At 61.1% G+C, this 21,294-nt stretch carries 21 protein-coding genes, 1 tRNA gene and 4 pseudogenes; 16 read left to right on the forward strand and 10 right to left on the reverse strand.

What is annotated here, in order from left to right:
* Positions 1 to 74: 74 nt before the first annotated feature.
* From PRJ_RS03310 to PRJ_RS03320, 3 genes are all read right to left on the reverse strand, one after another.
* Entirely contained in the window at positions 75 to 248 is a 174-nt protein-coding gene (locus tag PRJ_RS03310) for a DUF3094 domain-containing protein (RefSeq protein ID WP_008091951.1), read from the reverse strand.
* Positions 249 to 380: 132 nt separating this feature from the next.
* The gene (locus PRJ_RS03315; protein WP_003247546.1) at positions 381 to 1,010 is read right to left on the reverse strand and encodes a DUF1780 domain-containing protein; all 630 of its coding nucleotides are present in this window, start codon (positions 1,008 to 1,010) and stop codon (positions 381 to 383) included.
* A 55-nt stretch (positions 1,011 to 1,065) separates the two neighbouring features.
* Positions 1,066 to 1,497 carry a hypothetical protein gene (locus tag PRJ_RS03320; protein WP_104960740.1) on the reverse strand — a complete coding sequence of 144 codons (432 nt, stop codon included), beginning with the start codon at positions 1,495 to 1,497 and terminating at the stop codon, positions 1,066 to 1,068.
* 86 nt (positions 1,498 to 1,583) lie between these two features.
* Between PRJ_RS03320 and PRJ_RS03325 the strand changes: the two genes are divergently transcribed.
* Positions 1,584 to 2,291, forward strand: a complete 708-nt coding sequence (locus PRJ_RS03325) for an energy-coupling factor ABC transporter permease (protein ID WP_020190540.1) — start codon at positions 1,584 to 1,586, stop codon at positions 2,289 to 2,291.
* 193 nt (positions 2,292 to 2,484) lie between these two features.
* On the opposite strand, the gene yacG is transcribed toward PRJ_RS03325, so the two are convergent.
* From yacG to PRJ_RS03345, 4 genes are read right to left on the reverse strand one after another with little or no spacing between them, the layout of a single operon-like run.
* On the reverse strand, positions 2,485 to 2,685 hold the full coding sequence (gene yacG / locus PRJ_RS03330; protein ID WP_010951889.1) for a DNA gyrase inhibitor YacG: 201 nt from the start codon (positions 2,683 to 2,685) through the stop codon (positions 2,485 to 2,487).
* Entirely contained in the window at positions 2,682 to 3,305 is a 624-nt protein-coding gene (coaE, locus tag PRJ_RS03335) for a dephospho-CoA kinase (protein ID WP_064492469.1), read from the reverse strand. Before coaE ends, yacG begins: the two co-directional genes overlap by 4 nt.
* Positions 3,305 to 4,171 carry an A24 family peptidase gene (locus PRJ_RS03340; RefSeq protein WP_104960741.1) on the reverse strand — a complete coding sequence of 289 codons (867 nt, stop codon included), beginning with the start codon at positions 4,169 to 4,171 and terminating at the stop codon, positions 3,305 to 3,307. The genes coaE and PRJ_RS03340 overlap by 1 nt, the downstream gene beginning before the upstream one ends.
* A gap of 2 nt (positions 4,172 to 4,173) precedes the next feature.
* Positions 4,174 to 5,382, reverse strand: coding sequence for a type II secretion system F family protein (locus PRJ_RS03345; RefSeq protein WP_104960742.1), 1,209 nt, complete (start codon positions 5,380 to 5,382; stop codon positions 4,174 to 4,176).
* A 216-nt stretch (positions 5,383 to 5,598) separates the two neighbouring features.
* Between PRJ_RS03345 and PRJ_RS03350 the strand changes: the two genes are divergently transcribed.
* The 8 genes and pseudogenes from PRJ_RS03350 to PRJ_RS03390 all read left to right on the forward strand — a co-directional run bounded on the left by PRJ_RS03350 (position 5,599) and on the right by PRJ_RS03390 (position 11,224).
* Positions 5,599 to 6,009, forward strand: a complete 411-nt coding sequence (locus tag PRJ_RS03350; protein ID WP_104960743.1) for a pilin — start codon at positions 5,599 to 5,601, stop codon at positions 6,007 to 6,009.
* Positions 6,010 to 6,080: 71 nt separating this feature from the next.
* Positions 6,081 to 6,156, forward strand: a tRNA-Thr gene (locus PRJ_RS03355).
* Positions 6,157 to 6,317: 161 nt separating this feature from the next.
* Entirely contained in the window at positions 6,318 to 7,640 is a 1,323-nt protein-coding gene (locus PRJ_RS03360) for an integrase arm-type DNA-binding domain-containing protein (protein WP_104962849.1), read from the forward strand.
* An 898-nt stretch (positions 7,641 to 8,538) separates the two neighbouring features.
* A pseudogene (locus PRJ_RS03370) lies at positions 8,539 to 9,081 on the forward strand (integrase); the annotation flags it as partial.
* Positions 9,081 to 9,662 (forward strand): annotated as a pseudogene (locus PRJ_RS03375) (PAAR domain-containing protein); the annotation flags it as partial. The pseudogenes PRJ_RS03370 and PRJ_RS03375, both read left to right, overlap by 1 nt.
* A complete protein-coding gene (locus tag PRJ_RS03380) occupies positions 9,655 to 10,044 on the forward strand; it encodes a hypothetical protein (protein ID WP_104960744.1) in 390 nt (129 codons plus the stop codon). The pseudogene PRJ_RS03375 and the gene PRJ_RS03380, both read left to right, overlap by 8 nt.
* Before the next feature lie 192 nt (positions 10,045 to 10,236).
* Positions 10,237 to 10,507: pseudogene (locus PRJ_RS30265) on the forward strand (hypothetical protein); the annotation flags it as partial.
* A gap of 489 nt (positions 10,508 to 10,996) precedes the next feature.
* Complete coding sequence (locus PRJ_RS03390) at positions 10,997 to 11,224, forward strand: hypothetical protein (RefSeq protein WP_014755271.1); 228 nt, start codon at positions 10,997 to 10,999, stop codon at positions 11,222 to 11,224.
* A gap of 64 nt (positions 11,225 to 11,288) precedes the next feature.
* Here the strand turns inward: PRJ_RS03390 and PRJ_RS03395 are convergent, their stop codons facing one another.
* Complete coding sequence (locus tag PRJ_RS03395; RefSeq protein WP_104960745.1) at positions 11,289 to 12,674, reverse strand: GntP family permease; 1,386 nt, start codon at positions 12,672 to 12,674, stop codon at positions 11,289 to 11,291.
* A gap of 431 nt (positions 12,675 to 13,105) precedes the next feature.
* Between PRJ_RS03395 and PRJ_RS03405 the strand changes: the two genes are divergently transcribed.
* The 3 genes and pseudogenes from PRJ_RS03405 (at position 13,106) to PRJ_RS03415 (ending at position 14,638) form a co-directional block, all read left to right on the forward strand.
* Positions 13,106 to 14,035, forward strand: a complete 930-nt coding sequence (locus PRJ_RS03405) for a malate dehydrogenase (RefSeq protein WP_049586352.1) — start codon at positions 13,106 to 13,108, stop codon at positions 14,033 to 14,035.
* Positions 14,036 to 14,156: 121 nt separating this feature from the next.
* Positions 14,157 to 14,273 (forward strand): annotated as a pseudogene (locus PRJ_RS30270) (type VI secretion system tube protein Hcp); the annotation flags it as partial.
* Positions 14,274 to 14,278: 5 nt separating this feature from the next.
* Complete coding sequence (locus PRJ_RS03415; protein WP_020191670.1) at positions 14,279 to 14,638, forward strand: hypothetical protein; 360 nt, start codon at positions 14,279 to 14,281, stop codon at positions 14,636 to 14,638.
* 61 nt (positions 14,639 to 14,699) lie between these two features.
* Here PRJ_RS03415 and PRJ_RS03420 read toward each other — a convergent pair whose 3' ends face one another.
* Both PRJ_RS03420 and PRJ_RS03425 read right to left on the reverse strand, forming a co-directional pair.
* Positions 14,700 to 15,521: an amino acid ABC transporter permease gene (locus PRJ_RS03420; RefSeq protein WP_003247513.1), complete on the reverse strand. Its 822-nt coding sequence runs from the start codon at positions 15,519 to 15,521 to the stop codon at positions 14,700 to 14,702.
* Positions 15,518 to 16,339 carry an ABC transporter substrate-binding protein gene (locus PRJ_RS03425; RefSeq protein ID WP_003247511.1) on the reverse strand — a complete coding sequence of 274 codons (822 nt, stop codon included), beginning with the start codon at positions 16,337 to 16,339 and terminating at the stop codon, positions 15,518 to 15,520. Before PRJ_RS03425 ends, PRJ_RS03420 begins: the two co-directional genes overlap by 4 nt.
* A gap of 118 nt (positions 16,340 to 16,457) precedes the next feature.
* Between PRJ_RS03425 and PRJ_RS03430 the strand changes: the two genes are divergently transcribed.
* From PRJ_RS03430 to PRJ_RS03445, 4 genes are all read left to right on the forward strand, one after another.
* The gene (locus PRJ_RS03430) at positions 16,458 to 17,342 is read left to right on the forward strand and encodes a homocysteine S-methyltransferase family protein (protein WP_177429879.1); all 885 of its coding nucleotides are present in this window, start codon (positions 16,458 to 16,460) and stop codon (positions 17,340 to 17,342) included.
* 167 nt (positions 17,343 to 17,509) lie between these two features.
* Entirely contained in the window at positions 17,510 to 18,781 is a 1,272-nt protein-coding gene (locus PRJ_RS03435) for a cystathionine gamma-synthase family protein (protein WP_104960747.1), read from the forward strand.
* Positions 18,782 to 18,923: 142 nt separating this feature from the next.
* On the forward strand, positions 18,924 to 20,363 hold the full coding sequence (locus PRJ_RS03440; RefSeq protein ID WP_010951918.1) for an amino acid permease: 1,440 nt from the start codon (positions 18,924 to 18,926) through the stop codon (positions 20,361 to 20,363).
* A 45-nt stretch (positions 20,364 to 20,408) separates the two neighbouring features.
* On the forward strand, positions 20,409 to 21,293 hold the full coding sequence (locus PRJ_RS03445) for a LysR substrate-binding domain-containing protein (RefSeq protein ID WP_014859427.1): 885 nt from the start codon (positions 20,409 to 20,411) through the stop codon (positions 21,291 to 21,293).
* Position 21,294: the final 1 nt, after the last annotated feature.

A 21,294-nucleotide genomic window follows, 5' to 3' on the forward strand; every position in this document is an offset into this window, starting at 1 on the left:
CATAAGGTTTACGGAATTCGTGGCCCTGGGGGCCGGCCGCAAACTGCACGAGGGGAGGGCGAGCGCGAAGCAGCTCATAGCACCAGTCCACTCAGCAGGCGGCTGATGAGACCCAACCCGATGGTCACGGCCAGCACCAGCACAAGGAGCAGCCACGGCCGGAAGGGCCTGCGCTCGACTTGGTGCTGGGGGGCTCGCAGATACTCATCGACACGACGCTGATCTTCCGGGTTCAGGCGACTGGTCATGGTGGGCCTCGTCAGGTAGACGTTTGTGACTGCGCAAACGCTACAGCGTTCGCGCAGGCGCTTGAAACAAATGATAATGCTTTCTATCCCTGGCGCCGAGTGTACGCCATCGCAAACAGTCGCTGCACTGGATCAAAGACTGATGCCTACGTCGAAGACGATGCTGCGGCCCAGGTTGCCGCGCAGGAAATCCGGCGCATCGGGGTGGGCAAACAGTACCCGGGCAAAGGTTGGCCCAACCAGCGACAACGAACGCCACCCCTGGCGCAGGTATTCGGTAGGCGGCGGGAAGTGGGTGTTGAGGTCGAGCACTTCGCGCTTGAGGCTGGAGAACGCGATGATGTCCAGCTCGTTCAGCTCCAGCCCGCGTTCCCGGTAATTGTGCGCCTTCTTGCGCAAGGTGGGCGCCAGGCGCCCCAGCAGTTCGGTGGCACTGATGCGCCGCGGGCGTGCTTCGCGGCGTACCAGCTGCGCCAGGGAAAACGCACTGCGGCGCCGCTGCAGTTCCTCGCGCCATTCATCGTTCAGCCGGCGGCCCTCGTCGAGCACGAAAAACACCTCGAAGGCGGCGTCGCGGAACAGCACGTCTGGTGGCTCCTGCCCCGCCGGGGTGAAGTCCTCGCTGCGGTAGGGAATGTTCAGCCCCTGCAACAGGCGCTGGCACACCCAACGCTCCCGCTCCCACTTACGGGCGTTGGAGAGAAAGGCATTGGCTTGTTCGGCCTGGATGGTAAGCAGGCGCAGGTAGTCTGAGTCATCCATGCAGACAAGCTTAGCCGCTAATCGATGACGGTAAGATGCTGTTTAAGCGTGAGAATCAGCCCAGCATCGGCCACTGCTGCACCAGCCCGACCAGATGCACCACGCCAAAGCCCAGGCAGATCAGCGAACTGACCACGATAAAACGCTGCGAACGCCCGGTGCCTGCCAGTAGTCCTGGCCCCAGCAGACCGCGTAGGAAGTACACCAGGGTGATCAGGCAAATGACTGGCAGCAGCAAGGGCAGCCGCCCGATCGCCCCGGCAGCCGACAGCGCATAGGTCGACCAGGCCAGCAACACGCAGGCGATGGTGGCGGTGATCAGCGCCGGGTAGCAGCGGCCCTTTTCGGCGGCCACCGCCATGCGCTCACCGGCCCCGAACAAACGGTACCAACGCGGCCCCACGGCGATGATGGCCAGGTGAAGTACGCCGATGATGGCGTTGAGTGCCGCTGCCAGTAGCAGGGCGGGGTTGGTTCCTTCCAGCATGACCAATGCTTCCTGCATCAAATGGAAGCGTCAGCCTACCGCAGCCGAAGGAATGGGAGAATGGGTGTAGACTCGGTTTTATCCACATGGCCGCAAAGGGTATTGTTCAGGTGATCAGCGCGCAGGTGTTATCCGGCACCACCCTTACCCTTGGCTGGCTGGGTTATGTGCCGTTGCTGATCTGGGCGGTCAGCCGGGTTCGCTGGGTGGAACTGTTTACCGACCGGCGCCGCCAGCATTTGCTGTTTGGCACGGTGTTCTGCCTGTTTGCGCTGTGGCTGGTGCGGCGCGACTTTGATACCGGGGTGTCGTACCACTTTATTGGCATGACGGCGGTCACCCTGTTGCTGGACTGGCCGCTGGCGGTGCTGGGTGGGTTCATGGCCCAGCTCGGCTTGCTGGCGCTGGGGCGTCAGGACCTGGCGGCGCTGGGGGTGAATGGTTTGTTGCTGGTTGGCTTGCCGGTGCTGATTACCGAGGTGTGCGCGCTATTGGTGGAGCGTGCCCAGCCCCGCAACCTGTTCGTTTACATCTTTTGTTCGGGTTTTTTTCCGGCCGCCCTGACTGTGCTGATTTGCGTCCCCGCAGCGCTAGGGGTGTTGTGGCTGGACGGGCGTTTTGCCCTGCCGGAGTGGCTCAGCGACTTTGTTGGCTACCTGTGGCTGATGATGTTCCCCGAGGCGTTCATCAACGGCATGGTGATCAGTGCGCTGGTGGTGTTTTGCCCCGAGTGGCTGGAAACCTTCAACCGGACGCGGTACCTGCAGGCGCCGTGGAAGGAAGATGAGCGGTGAATGTGTGGTGGCTGTGCCGGCCTCTTCGGGGGTAATGCACAGCACTCAGCGGTTGCACTCACACTGTGGGAGCGGGCTTGCCCGCGAACACGGGCGAAGCCCGTGCCATCCACTGCGGCGCCTGCTTCGCGGGCTTGCCCGCTCCCACAGGTAGCGCGCGGGTTGTGGGCCCGCGTTGTATTTGTGGATCAGCTCAATGCCGCGGCTCCAGGTCCCCCGAATACAGCTCATCTTCGGACTCTTCCGACCCCGCAATCTTGTGCTCCTCAGCCGCCCAGGCGCCCAGGTCGATCAGTTTGCAACGGTCCGAACAAAACGGCCGGAACGCGTTTTTTTCGCTCCATTCCACAGGCGCGCCGCAGGTCGGGCAATCGACGGTCAATGGCTGGCTCATGGCTGGCCTCCTTTCAAAGTCAGGTAAAAGTGGTGCAGGCGGTCAATCTGCTCATGCAGCGCGGCCAGGCCGCCGTCGTTGACCACCACATCATCGGCATGGCGCAAGCGATCCTCACGGGCCAACTGCGCCTGCAAAATGGCCTGCACATGCTCGGCACTGGTGTTGTCCCGCGCCAGGGTTCGGGCTATTTGCAGGTCCTGCGGCGCATCGATCACCAGCACACGTTGGGTCTTGTGGTGCTGGCCCGATTCGATCAGCAGCGGCGACACATAGACTGCATAAGGCGACTGCGCCTTGGCCAGATAGCTGAAAATCTCCTGGCCGATCAGCGGGTGCAGCAGTTGTTCCAGCCATTTGCGTTGGGCCGGGTCGGTGAATATCAGCTGGCGCAGGGCGGCACGATCGAGCTGGCCGTCGCCCTGCAGCACGCCCGGGCCGAAGCGCTCGACGATGCTGGCCAGGGCCGGGCGACCAGGTTCGACAACCCAGCGCGCCGCCTGGTCGGCATCGACCAGGTGCACGCCAAGCTCGACAAAGCGCTCGGCAGCGGCGCTTTTGCCGCTACCAATGCCGCCGGTCAGGCCGAGAATCCAGGGGGTAAAGGCCGCAGTGGTCATCAGTATCCAAGCAGTTGCATGTATGAGGCGTATATTTCATCACCCCAGAGCACGGCAATCCACCCCGCAATTGCCAGATAAGGGCCAAACGGGATTGCCGTGCCCAAGGCATGCCGGCGAAAACGCAGCAGGCACAGGCCAACAAGCGCCCCGACCACCGACGACAACAGCAGCGTCAACGGCAGCACCTGCCAACCCCCCCACGCCCCGATCAGCGCCATCAGCTTGAAATCGCCATAGCCCATGCCTTCCTTGCCGGTGACCAGCCTGAACACCCAGTACACCGTCCACAGGGTGAGATACCCGGCCACTGCGCCCCACAGGGCATCGGCCAGGGCCACATGGATACCAAAGGCATTGACGATCAGCCCTAGCCACATGGTCGGCAGCACCAGCACATTCGGCAGCAGCTGGTGGTCCGCATCGATCAGGCTCAGCGCCAACAGGCACCAGGTCAGCGGCAGAGCCACCAACGCCTCTACCGAAGCGCCGAAGCGCCAGGCCACTACCAGCGACAGCAGCGCGCTGGCCACTTCCACTACCGGGTAACGCAGGCTGATGCGGTTTTTGCAGGACGAGCAGCGCCCGCCCAAGGCCAGGTAGCTGATGACCGGAATGTTCTCCCACGCACGAATCCGGTGCGCGCAGTGTGGGCACCGGGAGGCGGGCAGGCACAGGTCGAAACGCGCGTGCTGCGTGGTCGGCAGCCCCAATACCTCTTGCGCCTCACGCTGCCATTGCCGCTCCAGCATGATCGGCAGGCGATACACCAGCACATTGATAAAACTGCCCACCAGCAGGCCGAGCACCGTGACGAAAGTAAGGAAGTACGCTGGCTGTTCAGCCAGCAAAGCCCATAAAGTCATGTTCAGATCAAACTACCCAACTGGAAGATCGGCAGGTACATCGCCACCACCAGGCCACCCACCAGCAAGCCCAGGATCAGCACGATGGCCGGCTCCAGCAGGCTGGTCAACTGGTCCAGCGCCTGGCTGACCTGCTCCTCGTAATGGCTGGCGGCTTTTTCCAGCATCTGGTCCAGCGTGCCGCTGGATTCACCGATGGCCGTCAACTGCACCAGCAACGGGGGAAACAGCGGTTCACCTGCCATTGCCTGGTTCAGCCCTTGCCCATTGGCCATGCCTTGGCGCAGCCGCAACACCGCCTGCTCGTGCAGGTCGCCACCCGTTACCCGCGCCACCGTACCCAGCGCATCCAGCAACGGCACCCCGGCGCCGTAGGACGTTGCCAGGCTGTGCGCAAACCGCGCCAGCGCGGCCTGCCCCAGCAACTTGCCAAACACGGGCAAGCCCAGCACCCGCCGAGATATCCACAGGCGCGCTGGCGCGTGCTGCCGGTAAAGCTGGCGCACGGCAACACCCAGCATTAAGCCCATCACCAGCAGCAGCGGCGCAAAACGGCTCAGCCCTGTGGACAAGTTGATCACCCATTGGGTAAATGCCGGCAACGCCGCGCCCATGCCCGAGAACATGCTCTCGAATTTAGGAATCACCTCCAGCAACAAGATTGCCGACACCCCCAGCCCGGTCAGCAACAGCAGCAGCGGGTAGATCATCGCCTTGCGCACCTTCTTGTGCAGCACCCGACGCTGTTCCAGCACGCCGGCCAGTTGCTCCAGCTGCCGGTCGAGCGTACCGGACTGCTCGCCCACCCGTACCAGGTTGCAATACAGCGCATCGAACCATGCCGGGTGACGCTGCAACGCATCCGCCAACCCCAGGCCCGAGGCCACATCCTGTTTCAATCTTTCCATCAACGCCGCCTGCGCCGCATCGCAACCACTGCGGCCCATCACCTCGAACGCCTGCAGCAGCGGCACCCCGGCCTTGAGCAACGTCGCCAACTGCCGGCTGAACCCCGCCGGGTCTGCCTTTTCGCGCCGCTTTGGCAAACTGAACGCCAGCCCGCTGGCCGGCCGCAAACTCGCCACCGTGATGCCCTGGCGAATCAGCCCGGCGCGCACATAAGCCGGGCTGCGCCCGGGTGTTTGGCCGCTGACCGGCGCGCCATTGGCGTCGGTGCCGTGCCAGCGGTAGAGAAGTGAAGATGAAGTCATGCAAAGGTCCTTGTTCAGCCCCGGCGACAAGCCTGGAAACAGCTTGCCGCGTCCATGCAAGGGCACGCGTCCGTGATGCTCACTAGAGTAGTTCAGCGAAGATGACGCCCGTGCGGGCAGGGGTGACAAAAGGTGTCTGTTCAGGCCTACTGCGCCGCTGCCGGTTGGGGCGCAACTGACCTCAATGTGTAAGCGAATCAAAAAGGAACTACGTTCATGAAAGGGCAACGCGGTATCACCCTGATCGAACTGATGATCGTCGTCGCGATCATCGGCATTCTGGCGACCATCGCCTTACCGACGTACACCAACCACCAGGCACGCTCCAAGGCCGCGGCCGGGTTGCTGGAGATCAGCGCGCTGAAGACGGCGATGGATCTGCGGCTGAATGATGGGAAGGATGTAGCGGATGTAGCCGCCCTGGGTGGCCAGCCGGCGACGGCGCATTGTGCGATCACGGCGAGCGGCAAGGCCGCAGATGGCAGCGGCAGCATTGTATGCACCCTGGTGGATGCCCCGGCCAACGTGCTGGGCAAGGCCCTGACCCTGACGCGTTCGGCCAGCGGCTGGGCGTGCACGACCGACATCGAGGAAGACCTGGCGCCCAAAGGGTGCAAGGGGGCTTGAGGGCAGGGCAATAAACCAGCGGAAACAGGGGTTTGCGTTACGGGTGTGAGCAGTGGTACGTTGCGCTACACGCCGGTGTAGCTCAGTCGGTAGAGCAGCGCACTCGTAACGCGAAGGTCGCAGGTTCGATTCCTGTCTCCGGCACCAGTTCAGGTTCCAGTTAAGGCTACCAAAATCTCTGGAACCCCCGTAAAACCCGCCTTCTGGCGGGTTTTTTCGTTATGGCGTTCCGTCGGATTCCGATAGCTGCCAGCCGATTTAGGGGTAACGTTTGGGATAAAGTCGATTCGATAAAGGGGTTTACCCTTATGGCTCGTACTACTGCTCCCCTGACCGACACCGTATGCCGCTCGGCCAAACCCACTGACCGCCCCTACAAGCTTTTCGACGGTGACGGGCTTTACCTCCTCGTTTACCCCAATGGCCGCAAAGGCTGGCGCTTCCGATATGTGAAACCGGATGGGCGAGAGGGGCTGACCTCGTTTGGCAACTATCCCGTCATCGGACTTGCAGATGCTCGGCAGAAGCGTCTGGAGACTAAGCGGATGCTGGCTGAAGGCATTGATCCGATTGCGTCCAAGCAGCAGGCCAAGGCCGAGGCGGTTGTCAGAGGCCACACGTTCGAGCGTGTTGCTTTGGACTGGCATAAGGAAATGTCCGTGAAGTGGGCGCCTGGCCATTCCAGGACCGTGCTGAGTCGTTTGAAGACTCACGTATTCCCCCTGCTAGGCGCACGCGCCATCGTTGATCTGGATACCTTCGACCTCATGCAGCCGCTTGAGGCGATCAAGAAGCGCGGCACGATCGATGTGGCCTTAAGGGTACAAAACTACCTTCAGAGCATCATGCGTGAGGCGAAGCGGCTGCGGCTGATCACGGTGAACCCTGCATATGACCTTGAGGGCTTCATCAGCGCGCCACGGGTTACGCACCGGCCTGCACTCCCGCTGTCACGTCTGCCTGAGTTGATGGACCGCATCGAGAACTACAAAGGGCGCACGCTCACTCGGCTGACAGTCATGCTGTCGCTGCATGTGTTCGTACGCTCCAGCGAATTGCGCTTCGCACGTTGGAGTGAGTTCGACCTGAAGCGCGGTATCTGGGAAATACCTGACACGCGGCCCGCGTTGGACGGTGTTCCGTATTCGACCAGAGGAACGAAGATGGCAGGCGACATCCATCTGGTTCCCCTATCACCACAAGCGGTGGCGTTGCTCGAACAGATTCATGCGATCACGGGGTACTTCGATTTGGTATTCACCAGTGACGCTCGCTCGTGGAAGCCTATGTCCGAGAACACGGTCAACAGCGCTTTGCGGAACATGGGCTACGACACCAAGACCGAAATCTGCGGGCATGGATTTCGGTCAATGGCGTGCAGTGCCTTGGTTGAATCCGGGCTTTGGTCCGAGACGGCTATCGAACGGCAGATGAGTCACAGGGAGCGCAACAACGTTCGGGCGGCATATATCCACAAGGCCGAGTTCCTGGAGGAACGGCGAATGATCATGATTTGGTGGAGTCGTTACCTCGAAGCGAACCGGCAGGAGCATATCTCGCCGCATGAGTTCGCGAATCAGACCGGGACAAACGTCTCTAGCCTTAGAGCAAGGCGTGGCGCAGTCGAGTGAGCGCACGGCTTTGAAGTTTCGATGATCCGCTTTCCATGCGGGTCCATCCAAACAGGGCTGCAAAGCCGCCCTGTTTGGATGGACCTTACCTAAAAAGATCAAAAGCACCACATCGGCCACTGGAAACCACGGGATTCCGTACACGCCCAACGTCATGTTCAACTGCAAAATCCAGCGGGCGAGTCGCTTGACCCTCTCGGATTGCGGGCGTAGAAAAGACAGTGCAAAGGCTGTCGTTGACAGCACCCCAGGTGACCTGAGCCTTCAAGGTCACGCCGCTCTCGCGGTGGTTCTCCCCAAGGGCGATTCGCATCCGGCAGCTCGCCCGGTCACTACCCATGTGATGGATGCTCTTACACATATAGCGCTCGTGCGCCAGACACACCGTACCTCGCTGCCCTGCAGCAACCTATCCGCTTGGCCGACTATTGCGCCAACCTGTGCCCGTCTCTTTCTTCTGGAAAGAGACGGGCACTTCTACCACTGCTGCAGCCCTGATCGCACAAGGCTTTGCGGCATTCCCCCTCGTGACAATCGGCGTGACAAACGCCGATGTCACCAGCAACAGCGCTGTAGATGATGGTGCCGCAGACCAAGGAATGGACAGCACCTGACTGACAGTCAGGCATGCCCCGGTCATCGCATTGCTGCGTTCACCCGGCTCAGGGTCTTCAGGTGCTGGTTTCGTCAGCCAGCACTGCCTCTACCCGCCCATCGGCAACGGTGTTAAGGAGGCCAGATCATGAGATGCCCTTGCTCCCGGACGTAAGGAGCCGCCAGTCCCGCGTAGAGGACATTCCCCACAGGTCGCAGGGGCCTTGATCCCTGATAACACTCAGCATTCTTGGCGGGATGACGTGGGGCGAGGATAGGAGAACCGGCGATGAGGTGATTCGACATGGCATTGGTGGGTAGACGCGATGGCCGTAATTTCGGCTACGGCAGGCAACTGAGCTATGCAGGGCCGCAGGCGTTGAAAGACATGTTCGGCGCTGGTCACTACGGTACGGTCAAAGCGCACTGTGATCGCTGGCAGGCATTCGTCAAATGGTGCCGCTCCGAACAGGGGCCCGGATTGAATGATGCACGGCAGATTGATCGGAAGGTGTTGGCCGACTATGCGGATCATCTGCGTGAGGTAGTTAGGCGCGGTGACCTCGCCATCAGCACCGCGCAAAATCGGCTATCCAGTGTTAACAGAACCATGGCGGCGCTTCGCGGTGATCAGTACGTGAAGTTGCCCAGCCCGAGCAAGGCGTTGGGTATGCAGCGCATCAGGGTTCGCCAGTCGGCGCCGCAAGGTCAGAACCGTGAGCAGATTAAGCAGATCGTCAATGTGCTTTGCCACCATCATCAGCTGCGGGCCGCCGCGATCGTTCTGCTTGCGCGAGCCACTGGCATGCGCTTGCGTGAGGCTATCTTGGCTGATCTGCCACGGATGGCCATCTGAATAGTCCATCGTTCTTCGCCGAACGACGGCTGTTATTGGAGCAGCTAGATGGTCAGCTGAAGGCGACTTTTCTAAATAAACATCTGAATCTAGGGGCCTACGAGCGGCTGAAGAAAAGCTTGAATATCTCGACCAAGAGCCTTGTGCATCATTGGTCGAAAGCCGGCGGGCCAGGGCAGATTCCTGGGTACGCCACATACTTGGACAAAGTGGCGAAGCTTAGTAAGTACCTTCGGTATGGTGGGCATGTCGGAATTGGCTTAGGTGGTACATCTTCCTATCTGAAAGTCCAAGAGGCCTGCCGTGCAGGGGAAACCGAAGGCTGCAAAAAAATTCGTTTGTCTGAGGCAGGTGCTTTCGCTGGGGGGCTGGCGGGAGGGATCGTGGGTGGCAAGATTGCTGGGATTACTGCGCTCGCTGTATGTGGGGTGTTCTCTGCTGGTACCGCGGGTTTCGGGGCGCCGGTATGTGGCATTGCGCTGGTCGGGGGAGGGGCTTTTGCTGGGAGCATCGCCGGTGCGGAGGGCGGTGAGCAAATGGGCGAGCTGATCTACGAATCACATTATGACTGAGTTCGAGAGTTGGCCCGTGTGGCTGAAGTGGCTAATGCTGGCGTGTCCGTTCGTGATCGCGTTGGCCGGTTGCGCGGTCAGTGCATTCATCGCGGGTACAAGAAATTTCACTGTTGCAACCTCGGCTATCCAAAGTCATCCCGGCCTGGAGCAAATGAAACTGTTTTTGGGCACGCGGCGCTTTGGCGCTCGGTGGCTGCTGATAACGTTTCTTTGTGGAATACTCATTTGGCCTGGCGTACATATGCGCCGAGGGCATCTGGACATCGAAGAACTAGAAAACTTCCCTGCAAAACTTAAGTTGGCTCTACAGGTATCCACGTGGCTGACGGCCTTTGGCTTCGCTTGGATGTGGGTGACCTATGGATTCATCAAGGCGTGAACGTTGATGCCACGGCGGTCGTAGCTCTCACTGGATCCTTCGCAAGTCCCGATTCGATTCCACTGAAAGCCATAAATAGCTGATTTGTTTATAGATACCCTATGAGGTACGTCTATAAATCCACCAAATTCCAGCCCCGTGAAAACCGGGCCCTGACGCCCAACAACCGTCCGTCTGTCTCCGCACCTATCTGGTAGCCGAATCCGTACCGGCCACCAGATAGGCCGAGTAACTGGCCCCGATACTATCGAACTGCTTTACCACTGCATCACTCATGACGGCGAAATTCTCGCCAGATGGTCACGTGGCAGGGTAGGGGTCGATGATGCAGGGCGCACCACACTCCATTTCGTATGGGGTTGGTTGTCGGGGGGCACAGGGAAGTGGAGAGTCCAGCTACGTTGAAGTCGAAACCACGGCTGCTCTGGCAGATGAGCGATTAATCCCTAACGGATTGCTATAGGCGCAGAAGTCATTGGTTCATAATGGTCGTCATCCTATTCGGCGCGATTCATACATCATTCGTAGACGTTTCCTACAAATTCTACTATTGCCCGACCAACCAATGTGAGGCTAAATCTCTCCGTCACGGTAAATCCCGTGACCGGGCGTAGGAACCCGTTGGTAAACTTGGCGCACGCACTAGGCGCCCCTGCATCACAGCTGGCGCTTTTTTTGCGTCTGCCGTGCTGTGTCATGGCGGCTGTGTGTGGGCAGGCTTCGGCCTGGCCGGGTTTCCAAGTTTCCCGGTATTCCTACCCCGCACACAGCTGTCACCCAATCCCGTAGGAAGGATCGTGGCAGCTCCAACTAAAACTTGGAGCCTCATGCATGCTTATCTCAAGTCCAAGCAGGACCCTCGCATCCGTTCTCCTCCGCCGTTCCGCAACGGCCCTCAGCTACGTCACCCTCAACCAACCCCGCTTCGTCTCCACCCAACCGGAGGCCCGCCATGTCTGACCAAGAACGCCTCTCCACCATCCAAAGCTACGCCTGGACCCTCGAACTGCTAGGCGAGGCCCTGGTCCAGCACGATGAAATGCTCGAGTGCGAACACAACCCGCGTCTGAGTTTTCGCAACACGGCCGGTATCCATCAAGCGATCCGGATCATCAGCCGGTTGGCCAGTGAGCAGTGTGGGAAGGTAATGGAACGAAGCGAGCAGGATCTGCAGCGTTAGGCCAGATCGTTGCTCGAGGGGGGGGCCAGATTGGGGCTGCTGCGCAGCCCCCGTTGACTCGAGTTCAACCTATGGTGATGGCCGCATTCAACATCAACACCACCATCAGCCCGACCACCGCCACAATAGACTGCACCACCGAAATGGTCTTGGTGGCTTCGCCCATGGTCATGCCAAAGGATTCTTTCACCATCCAGAAGCCTGCATGGTTCGCATAGTTGAAGAACAGCGAACCGCAGCCGATGGACAAGGCCAGCAAAGGCAGGTTGAGGCTGGGGTCTGCACCTGCCAGCGGTGCCAGCAAGCCTGCAGCACCCACGATACCGACCGTGGCGGAACCGGTAGACACCGAGAGCAACATCGCGATCAGCCACCCCAGAATCAGGGGAGGGAAGGCAGATTGCTGGGTCAGGTGCACAATGGCATCGCCAACCTTGGCGCTGGTCAGCATCTCCTGGAAGGCACCGCCACCGGCAATGATCATGATGATCGAGGCGATCGGCTTGAGGCTTTTGCCCAGTGCATCGCGCAGCTGTTCGGCGTCGCCGCCGCGCGCAAGCACCAGGCTGGCGCCGGCGAACAGCACGCCCAGCAGCATGGCGATCAGCGGGTTGCCCAGGAAGCTGGCCATCTCCAGCAGCGCATTGCCTTTGGGCAGCAGCATCTCGGCGACGGCATGCACCAGCATCAGGATGGCCGGCAGCAATGCGGCCAGCATGCCGACCATTACCCCGGGGCGGGGTTGGCCGTCGGCTTTTTCAGCCAGTGTGAACTGGTCCAGCAATGCCTGATCGGGCCGCGTGGTCATGCGCGGTGAAATGAACATGCCGTACAGCGGGCCGCCCAGGATCATTGCCGGAATGGCGGCAAGGAAGCCATAGAGCATGGTGGGCCCAACCGAGGTCTTGAGCACGGCGATGGCGGTCAGGGGGCCTGGGTGCGGCGGTACCATGCCGTGCATGGCGGCAAGCGCCGAAATGACCGGCACACCTACATACACATACGCCGAGCCTTTGAAGCGCGCCTTGCTTTCCAGTTTGCGCGCCACGCTGAATATCAGCGGCAGCATGATCACCAGGCCGACTTCGAAAAACATGGGGATGCCAATGACGAAGGCAACCAGCATCATGGCCCAAGGGATCATGCGGTCGGAGGTGCGCTTGAGGATGACATCCGCGACCTGCTCCGTGACGCCTGCGTCAGCCAGGATCTTGCCAAGCATCGCACCCAGCGCAATCACCACCCCCACTGCGCCCAGTGTCTTGCCGGCGCCGGTGAGCAGGTGGGAGACGATGCTGCCTGGCGCCATATGCGTCGCGAAGCCCACGCCAATGGACACCACCAGCAAGGCCAGCAGCGGGTGCATTTTCAGGCGCGAAACGATGAGCGCCACCAGCACCAGAACACTGGTCAATGCTGTCAGTAATAGCTGTATATCTAAGGGAGTCATTCAAGGAATCTCGGTTGGGCTGGCGCTCGGCTGCACTCAGGGTTTGAAGGCGTGACGGGCGTTTCCACGGGGCATGCCAGGTGGCTGCCGTTGCGGCTGCTGCTGCGGTTTCGAGGAAGGGAACGCGGCTTTGCGCTAGCTGCCGCTCACAGGCGGCCGCCTGGCAACGGAAGATGGGCAGCAGGGAGGCGTGGCGCTGAGGCCGGTGGGCGGCGGTGTGGCGACGGGGCGCTTGGGCAGCATGGTCATCGGTTGATTCACCTTGTTGTATGGTCATATATATGAATCTGGCCAAAGTATTTGCGCTCCCGTGGAATACTGTCAAGTGAAGGTAGTCGCATCATCTTGGGTGGCCATTTAGCCCCGGCAGGCAATACTTCTCTCTATACGCAGGCGTGTTCCTGGTGGCGCGCGCCGCTGGGAGGTGTCTGGTGAACAAATTAACGATTGTGGGTGCCGGCCTGGTCGGCGAGGCGGCGGCGCAGATCATCGCCCGGGATGAGTTGTGCCGTGAGCTGGTGTTGATGGACGTGCAGGGTGAACTGGCGCAGGGCAAGGCGCTGGACGTTTGGCAGGCGGCTGTGGATTCAGGGTCCGATACCCATGTTCACGGCGGGGCCAAAGCCGAGATGCTGGAGGGGTCCGAGCTGGTGGTGATCACGGCGGGCGTGCCGCGCAAGCCCGGCCAGTCGCGCCAGGATGTATTGAGTACCAACCTGCCAATCCTCGACAGCATCATGGCGGATATCAAGCACCACGCGCCGACAGCGACGGTGCTGGTGGTGTCCAACCCGGTCGATGTGCTCACCTACCGCGCCTGGAGCGTGAGCGGTCAGGGGCGCGACAAGGTGTTCGGGCAGGCGGGGGTGCTGGATACCGCGCGCATGAAGTGCTTCATCGCCGAGCAAACCGGGTTTTCTGCACGGGATATCACGGCGTTGGTGCTGGGCGGGCATGGCGACAGCATGGTGCCGCTGATGCGCTACTGCCAGATTGGCTCGGTGCCATTGTCGCACTTCCTGTCCAGCGAGCAGATCGAACAGATTGTCGAGCGCACCCGTAAGGGCGGCGGCGAGATTCTGGGGTTGAAGAAGACGGGGAGCGCCTGCGATGCACCGGGCGTGGCCATTGCGCAGATGGTCGATGCGATCGCCAATGGGCGGAACCGTATTTTGCCGGCGGTGGCGATTCTTGAGGGCGAGTATGGGCGAACGGATATCGCCATGGGTGTGCCCTGTGTACTGGCAGAGAAGGGGCTTGCGCGGATTATCGAGTTGCCGCTGGATGCGCAGGAACAGGCGATGTTCGACCACTCTGCCGACCAGGTGGCGCGGGATATTGCAGAGATGAAGGCGTTGTAGAGCTTGAAGCGTCATGCATCGGGTGTGGCGGCTCGGGCAGTGGGGGAACACTTTGCCTCCGTACCTGTCACACCCGTTCATTGGGGTTCAGACCCACCATTACCAAGGAGAGGTAGGCATGGGCGGTGCAACATCGGGACGTACCACCTTGACCAACTTCACGTTCACCAAGTTTCTCGACCGCGCGAGTTGTAAGCTGCTGGAAGCCAGATGCTCGGGCCAGCATCTCAAGGAAGTATCGGAATGAATGAAGTTGAGCCTGGGCTAATTGCGATTCTGATTCTTGCCCCCATGATGCTGGCGATGGTCGTACAGTGTTTCATCGCACACAAATACACTGAGTACTACGAGTCGTTGCTAACGCGCTGTAGCTTCGTGACCGGCAATAAAATCACGTTTCAACATGCAGGCCTTCTGGGCAAGGTTATGCGTACGGGTTTGATCTCCATGGTGCTGGCTATACCGAGCCTCTTCGTGCGCAGGGGGTTGATTGACTTCGATGAAGTCAAACGTTTCCCCTCAAGCATGAGACGACTGCTGGTGAGTCTGTTGGTCATTCACATCCTGCTGGCAACCGCGCTGATTATTTTCACTTACGCGTAGCCTGGCCGCTCCTGCATGGGGCGCGGTCAGGCCTGTCGGTTCTGCACGAGCCGTGCAGCCCTCAGCGCTGATAAGCCTTGCCAAAATGCCGTTCCAGGCGCGCCTGCAGCAGCTCCAGCAGTATCGACAGCACCCAGTAGATCACGGCTGCGGTGGTCAGCATTTCCAGGTAGCGATAGCTCGAACGCCCATACGACTGCGCCAGAAACATCACCTCCCAAACCCCCATCACGGAAATCAGCGACGAGTCCTTGAGCATCGAGATGAACTGGTTGGCGGTGGGCGGAATGATCACCCGCATGGCCTGGGGCAGGATGATGTGGCAGAAGATCTGCGGCGTGCGCATGCCCAGCGCCAATGCTGCTTCACGCTGCCCACGGGCCACGCCGAGGATGCCGGCGCGGAAGATCTCGCTCAGGTAGGCCCCGTAGTTCAGCGACAAGGCAATGATGCCGGCGCTGATGGCGCCGGGTACCAGGCCCACCTGCGGCAGCCCCAGGTAGATCAGCAGAATCTGGATCAGCAGCGGCGTGCCACGGAAGAACGAGGTGTAGAAGCTGGCCACACCCACCAGCACCGCGCTGTTGGATAACCGTGCCAGCGCGGCGGCAAAGCCGAGCAGCACGGATACCACCATCGAGCACAGGCACAGGAACAGGGTCAGTGCGGCGCCTTGCAGAAAACCATTGGGCCCCAGCTTGAAACCGGCCAGGTTGGGAAACTTCTCCAGAATGATGGCGAACTTCAGGTCAAAGCTGAGGAAGAAGGCGACAAACAGCCCGAACAGCGCCAGCCAGGTCAGCAGTAACCGGGTGCGAAAGCCGAACAGGCCGGCGCCCGCAGGCTTTGCCACGGGCTTGGGGGAGGGAGGGAAGGTGCTCATTTGCTGATGTCGGCGCCAATCCATTTCTGCGACAGCTTGGCCAGGGTGCCATCAGCCTTCAGCTCGGCGAACACCTGGCGTACCTTGGCATCCCACTCAGGGTCGCCTTTTTCGATGGCTACCGCGTTGGGCTCTTCATACAGCGGCGCACCGGCCAGCTTGAAGCGCTTGTCTTGCTGCAGGCGCGGCTGCGCGGTCACCAGGTTGGTAATGATGGCGTCCAGGCGCACGCCAGTGCCCAGGCCCAGGTCCTGGAAGGCGACGTTTTCAGTGTCGTAGGGCGCAGCCTGCACGAAGTCGAACGGGTAATCGATCTTCTGGTCTTCCTTGCCTTCAATGACCAGGTTCTTGTTCAGGTAGCTTTCGTAGCTCGATGCACTGATCGAACCTACCTTGCGGCCTTCCAGGTCTTTGGCGCCATGGATGCGCTCATCCGAGGCATTGACCACGATCACGGCGGGCGATGCGTAGTACTCCACGGGGAAGTCGAACACCTCGGCGCGCGCCTTGCTCGGGGTCATCGAGCAAATGCAGATGTCGTAGCGCCCGCTCCAGCGGCCAGCGGCAATCACGTCCCAGGACGGTGTTTCCAGGCGCAGTTTGACGCCGAGTTTGTCGGCCACTGCCTTGGCCACGTCCACATCGTAACCGTCGAGCTGGTTGTGGTCATTGAGGAAGGAAAACGGCGGGTAGCTTTCCATCAGCACGTTGACCATTTCCTTGCGCGATTCAACCCGCTCCAACGTGGCGCCAGCAAAGGCTTGGGTGGCAGTTGCGAGCAGTACAAGGCCCGCACCCAGCAGAGAAGAAAATCGCATGTACATACCTGATATGTTGGGCAAATGGGTGATAGGGTATTTAATAGTTATAACCCTAATCCCCATAATGAATTTTATTCATAAGAACCTTCAGAGAAGTTATATGGCAGAGCGAACGATGGTAATTCTGGACGGTGGCATGGGCCGAGAGCTGCAGCGCAGCGGTGCACCGTTTCGCCAGCCCGAGTGGTCGGCGCTGGCGCTGAGCGAGGCGCCGGAGGCGGTCGTGGGCGTGCATGCAGCCTTCATCGATGCGGGTGCGCAGGTCATCACCAGCAACAGCTATGCAGTAGTGCCGTTCCACATCGGTGAAGAACGCTTTGCCGCCGAAGGGCGACAGCTGGCCCATATCGCAGGCCAGCTTGCGCGGTACGCGGCAGATAGCGGCGCGCACCCGGTCAGGGTGGCAGGTTCGCTGCCGCCGCTGTTCGGGTCCTACCGGCCCGACCTGTTCCAGCCCGAGCGTGTGGCAGAGGTGCTGACCCCGTTGCTCCAGGGCCTGGCCCCGCATGTTGACCTGTGGCTAGCCGAAACCCAGAGTTCCGTGGCCGAAGTGCGGGCCATTCATAGCCATTTGCCGGCAGACGGCAGGCCGTTCTGGGTGTCCTTCACCCTGCAGGACGAGGACGTCGACGACGTTCCGCGCCTGCGTTCCGGTGAACCGGTGGCCGACGCCATCGAAGCCGCAGTCAGCCTGGGGGTGGCTGCGGTGTTGTTCAACTGCAGCCAGCCGGAAGTGATCGGCGCCGCCATTGATGTCGCGCGCTCCGTCATCGAGCGGCACAACGCCGAGATTGCCATTGGTGCCTATGCCAACGCCTTCCCGCCGCAGCCTAAAGAAGCCACTGCCAACGATGGCCTGGACGAACTGCGCGAAGACCTCGATCCGCCGGGTTACCTGGCATGGGCCAAGGACTGGCGTGCGCGCGGTGCCAGCATGGTCGGCGGTTGCTGTGGCATCGGCCCGGAGCATATCGCCGAGCTGAAGCGCAACCTGGCCTAAGCGCCCACGTGGCCGGGCGGCTTTTGCAGCGCCCGGCCCGCAGCCATTAAAAAAAACGCCAGTCAGACCCGGATTCCATCGTTTTTCAGGCCCCCGCCATCTCCCTATAGTCCGCTCAAGGCCGATGCTGCATCGGTGTACACAACTCAGCTGGGCGGGAAGCGGATATGAACAACAACGAAAAAATCGAGGGCAATGCTGCGGCCGGTGTGGGGACGCGGGTCGTGTGGAGCGGGGAGCAGGTACAGCACCCGTACAACGCCACGCAGACCCCGATCGTGGTCAGCGCCGCTTATGGCTATAACGATATCGATGCCTGGTACGACGTGGCGCAGGGCAAGCAGCCGGGCTTCATCTACAGCCGCATGAGCAACCCCACGGTCGCCACGCTGGAAGCAAAACTGGCCGAACTGGAGCAAGCCGAGTCGGCAGTCGCGTTCAGCAGCGGCATGGCGGCCATCAGTGCCGTGCTGCACACCTTCCTGTCTAACGGCAAGCGCGTGGTGTCGACCCGCGACAGCTATGGCGGCACCAACAAGATCTTCGAAGAGTTCCTGCCGCGCATGGGCGTGCAAGTGTGCCTGTGCGATACCTTGGACACTGAAGCGCTGGAGCGCGAGATTGCCGCCGGTTGCGACCTGCTTTACCTGGAAACCCCCACCAACCCGACGCTGAAGGTGCTGGACATTCGTCGGCTGAGCGCCGCTGCGCACAAGGTGGGGGCGCTGGTGGTGGCCGACAACACCTTTGCCACGCCACTGAACCAGAACCCGCTGGCGCTGGGCGTGGATGTGGTGGTGCACAGCGCAACCAAGTTTCTGTCCGGGCATGGTGACGTGCTGGGTGGGGTGGTGTGTGGCGCGGAGGCGTTGATGGCCCAGGTGCGGCATTACCGGGAAATCAACGGTGCGGCGCTGGACCCGTTCTCGGCCTACCTGATCATCCGCGGTATCAAGACCCTGGCAGTGCGCCTGCGCCAGCAGCAAGCCAGTGCCATGGCGTTGGCCCTTTACCTGAGCACTGAGCCGTTGGTTGAAGCGGTGAGCTACCCAGGTTTGCCGGCGCATGCCGGGCATGCCATTGCCAAGGCGCAAATGCGCGGGTTTGGCGCCATTGTCAGCTTCGTGCTGAAAGGCGGCATGCCGACCGTGGCCCGTTTGCTGCCGCGGCTGAAGTATGCCCACCGGGCCGGCAACCTTGGCGCGGTAGAGACCATCTATGGCCCGGCGCGCACCACCAGCCATGTCGAGAACACTTTGGAAGAACGCCTGGCGCTGGGCATTTCCGAAGGGCTGGTGCGCATTTCAGTGGGCATCGAGGAAACCGATGACCTGCTGGCGGACCTGGCACAGGCCTGTGCATCGGTGCGTGAGGAACTGGCCGTCGCAAAGGAATTGCACGCTGACGCAGACACCTGCCAGCGCCCGGTGCAGGCCTGAGGCTGGCGCGTAGCACTCACCCGTGCGGTGGGTGCCACTTCATGAAGTCGAACAAAAACAATATGCAAGGCAACTCGATTCGCTCTGCCAAGACGAGGTCGTTGCTACGTCCTTGCCCGCCAACTTTCATGAGTAACCCACAATGTCCGTGCAGACAACCACAACTAGAAATGCCTCGGCGCATACCTTCAAGCAGGATATGCAAACCCGCCACATCGTCATGCTGGCGCTGGGCGGAGTGATAGGCACCGGCCTGTTTCTCACGTCGGGCTACACCGTTAACCAGGCCGGCCCGTTGGGCGCGGTCATCGCCTACATACTTGGCGCAATCATGGTGTACCTGGTCATGATGTGCCTGGGCGAGCTGGCGGTACACATGCCGGAAGTCGGCTCGTTCAGCAGTTACGCCACGCGTTACCTCGGCCCGGGCACCGGTTACATGGTGGCCTGGATGTACTGGCTGACCTGGACGGTGGCCATCGGCTCCGAATTCACCGCCGCGGGCATCCTGATGGTGCGCTGGTTCCCCGACACGCCGGTATGGATGTGGAGTGCGCTGTTCGGCGCCGCGGTGTTCATCAGCAATATCATTTCGGTGCGATCGTTCGCCGAAACCGAATTCTGGTTGTCACTGGTCAAGGTGTTGGCCGTCATCGCCTTTCTGGTGGTGGGCGGCGGGGCCATTCTGGGTGGCTTCGAGATCCAGCAGGCGCACAGTGCAGGGCTGGGCAATTTCACCCGTGAAGGGTTGTTCCCCACCGGTTTCTGGTCAATTGCCATGACCCTGCTGGCAGTGGCCTTCGCGTTCTCGGGTACCGAGCTGATCGGCATTGCTGCCGGCGAAACCAAAGACCCGGAAAAGAACGTCCCCAAGGCCATTCGCACCACGGTCCTGCGCCTGGCGCTGTTCTTCATCGGCACCATCTTTGTACTGGCCACCTTGCTGCCGCGTGAACAGGCCGGGGTTATTGAAAGCCCGTTCGTGATGGTCTTTGCGATGATTGGTATCCCGTATGCGGCCGATATCATGAACTTCGTCATCATCACCGCGCTGCTGTCTGCCGCCAACTCCGGCCTCTACGCCGCTTCGCGCATGCTCTGGACCCTTAGCGACCAAGGCAACATGCCCCGCCGTTACGCCACGCTGTCGCGCCGCGGCACACCCTTCAATGCAATCGTGCTGAGCATGGCTGGCGGCATGGCTTCGCTGTTGAGCAGTGTGTTTGCCCCCGACACCATCTACCTGGCGCTGGTGTCGATTTCAGGGTTGGCCGTGGTGGTGGTGTGGATCAGCATCGCGGCCAGCCAGATCGCATTCCGCCGTCATTACATCGCCAGCGGCGGCAAGCTCGAGGACCTCAAGTTCCGGGTGCGTGGCTACCCGTTCGTACCACTGGGGGCCATTTTCTGCTGCGTACTGGCCTGCGTCGGCATTGCCTTCGACCCTGCTCAGCGGGTTGCCCTGTACTTCGGCTTGCCTTTCATTGCCTGGTGCTACTTGGCCTATTGGCTGACGTGCAAGTACCGCAGCCGCCGTACGGCCCCGCTGGAAATCGTCGCCCCAGGTTCCGAGGCCGCCTGAGCAGGTGATACTAGGCCACCGGAACCTAGCCACGAGAAGCCGCCGATGACTCAGAAAACCCTGCCCCCCCTGAACTGGCTGAGAGCCTTCGAAGTGTCGGCGCGTTACTTGAACTTCACCCATGCGGCAGAAGAGCTGCACCTTACCCAAGGGGCTGTGAGCCAACAGATTCGTCACCTGGAAAGCCAATTGGGTGTGGCGCTGTTCAAGCGCCTGCCGCGCGGGCTGGGGCTGACCGAAGAAGGGCAGTCCTACCTGCCGGTGGTGCAGGACGCCATCAGCCGCCTTGCGGTCGGCACCAATGAAATCTTCGGGCAACGCCAACGTCGGCCCCTGAAAGTTCGGGGCAGCCTGTCGTTCCTGCACTTCTGGCTGGCCCCGCGGCTGGCCGACTTTCGGCGTTCGCACCCGCAGGTGGACATCCGCTACATCAGCAACCTGTGGGTCAAGGAGCTGGATGCCGAAGATGATCTGGAAATCCGCTGGGGCAGCGGGCAGTGGGCCGGGGTAGAGGCGCAGCGCCTGACCCGCGACATGCTGGTGCCGGTGTGCGCACCCGCGCTGCTGGCCGGTTGCCCGCTGCGCGACCCGCGCGACCTGGCCCGTGTGCCGTTGCTGCATGTGCTGGGTTACGAGGAGGGGTGGGGCTACTGGCTGGAGCGGGTCGGCGCCGATCAGGTCGATTCTTCCAGCGGCCTGCAGTTCGACACGCTGGTGTCGACCCTGCGCATGGCGGAGCTGGGGCTGGGCGTGGCGCTGGCACGCTCGTCGCTGGTAGAGGACCTGCTGCAGGAGGGGCGGTTGGTCGCTCCCTTTGCCCAGCGTATCGAGGCAAGCGAGTCGTTTTTCCTGGTACGCGGCCTGGGTGAAGCGTTGTCCCCCGATGCCCAGGCGTTCAGCCATTGGCTGGTGGCCATGGCGCATCGTTAAT

It is taken from the genome of Pseudomonas sp. XWY-1 (assembly GCF_002953115.1).
GTDB classification, from domain to species: Bacteria; Pseudomonadota; Gammaproteobacteria; order Pseudomonadales; family Pseudomonadaceae; genus Aquipseudomonas; species Aquipseudomonas alloputida.

What these genes read in the sequence shown, in the direction of transcription:
- PRJ_RS03310 (WP_008091951.1), bottom strand. Translation starts at nt 248, where the DNA reads ATGACCAGTCGCCTGAACCCGGAAGATCAGCGTCGTGTCGATGAGTAT.
- PRJ_RS03315 (WP_003247546.1), bottom strand. Translation starts at nt 1,010, where the DNA reads ATGGATGACTCAGACTACCTGCGCCTGCTTACCATCCAGGCCGAACAA.
- PRJ_RS03320 (WP_104960740.1), bottom strand. Translation starts at nt 1,497, where the DNA reads ATGCTGGAAGGAACCAACCCCGCCCTGCTACTGGCAGCGGCACTCAAC.
- PRJ_RS03325 (WP_020190540.1), top strand. Translation starts at nt 1,584, where the DNA reads ATGGCCGCAAAGGGTATTGTTCAGGTGATCAGCGCGCAGGTGTTATCC.
- yacG (WP_010951889.1), bottom strand. Translation starts at nt 2,685, where the DNA reads ATGAGCCAGCCATTGACCGTCGATTGCCCGACCTGCGGCGCGCCTGTG.
- coaE (WP_064492469.1), bottom strand. Translation starts at nt 3,305, where the DNA reads ATGACCACTGCGGCCTTTACCCCCTGGATTCTCGGCCTGACCGGCGGC.
- PRJ_RS03340 (WP_104960741.1), bottom strand. Translation starts at nt 4,171, where the DNA reads ATGACTTTATGGGCTTTGCTGGCTGAACAGCCAGCGTACTTCCTTACT.
- PRJ_RS03345 (WP_104960742.1), bottom strand. Translation starts at nt 5,382, where the DNA reads ATGACTTCATCTTCACTTCTCTACCGCTGGCACGGCACCGACGCCAAT.
- PRJ_RS03350 (WP_104960743.1), top strand. Translation starts at nt 5,599, where the DNA reads ATGAAAGGGCAACGCGGTATCACCCTGATCGAACTGATGATCGTCGTC.
- PRJ_RS03360 (WP_104962849.1), top strand. Translation starts at nt 6,318, where the DNA reads ATGGCTCGTACTACTGCTCCCCTGACCGACACCGTATGCCGCTCGGCC.
- PRJ_RS03380 (WP_104960744.1), top strand. Translation starts at nt 9,655, where the DNA reads ATGACTGAGTTCGAGAGTTGGCCCGTGTGGCTGAAGTGGCTAATGCTG.
- PRJ_RS03390 (WP_014755271.1), top strand. Translation starts at nt 10,997, where the DNA reads ATGTCTGACCAAGAACGCCTCTCCACCATCCAAAGCTACGCCTGGACC.
- PRJ_RS03395 (WP_104960745.1), bottom strand. Translation starts at nt 12,674, where the DNA reads ATGACTCCCTTAGATATACAGCTATTACTGACAGCATTGACCAGTGTT.
- PRJ_RS03415 (WP_020191670.1), top strand. Translation starts at nt 14,279, where the DNA reads ATGAATGAAGTTGAGCCTGGGCTAATTGCGATTCTGATTCTTGCCCCC.
- PRJ_RS03420 (WP_003247513.1), bottom strand. Translation starts at nt 15,521, where the DNA reads ATGAGCACCTTCCCTCCCTCCCCCAAGCCCGTGGCAAAGCCTGCGGGC.
- PRJ_RS03425 (WP_003247511.1), bottom strand. Translation starts at nt 16,339, where the DNA reads ATGCGATTTTCTTCTCTGCTGGGTGCGGGCCTTGTACTGCTCGCAACT.
- PRJ_RS03430 (WP_177429879.1), top strand. Translation starts at nt 16,458, where the DNA reads ATGGTAATTCTGGACGGTGGCATGGGCCGAGAGCTGCAGCGCAGCGGT.
- PRJ_RS03435 (WP_104960747.1), top strand. Translation starts at nt 17,510, where the DNA reads ATGAACAACAACGAAAAAATCGAGGGCAATGCTGCGGCCGGTGTGGGG.
- PRJ_RS03440 (WP_010951918.1), top strand. Translation starts at nt 18,924, where the DNA reads ATGTCCGTGCAGACAACCACAACTAGAAATGCCTCGGCGCATACCTTC.
- PRJ_RS03445 (WP_014859427.1), top strand. Translation starts at nt 20,409, where the DNA reads ATGACTCAGAAAACCCTGCCCCCCCTGAACTGGCTGAGAGCCTTCGAA.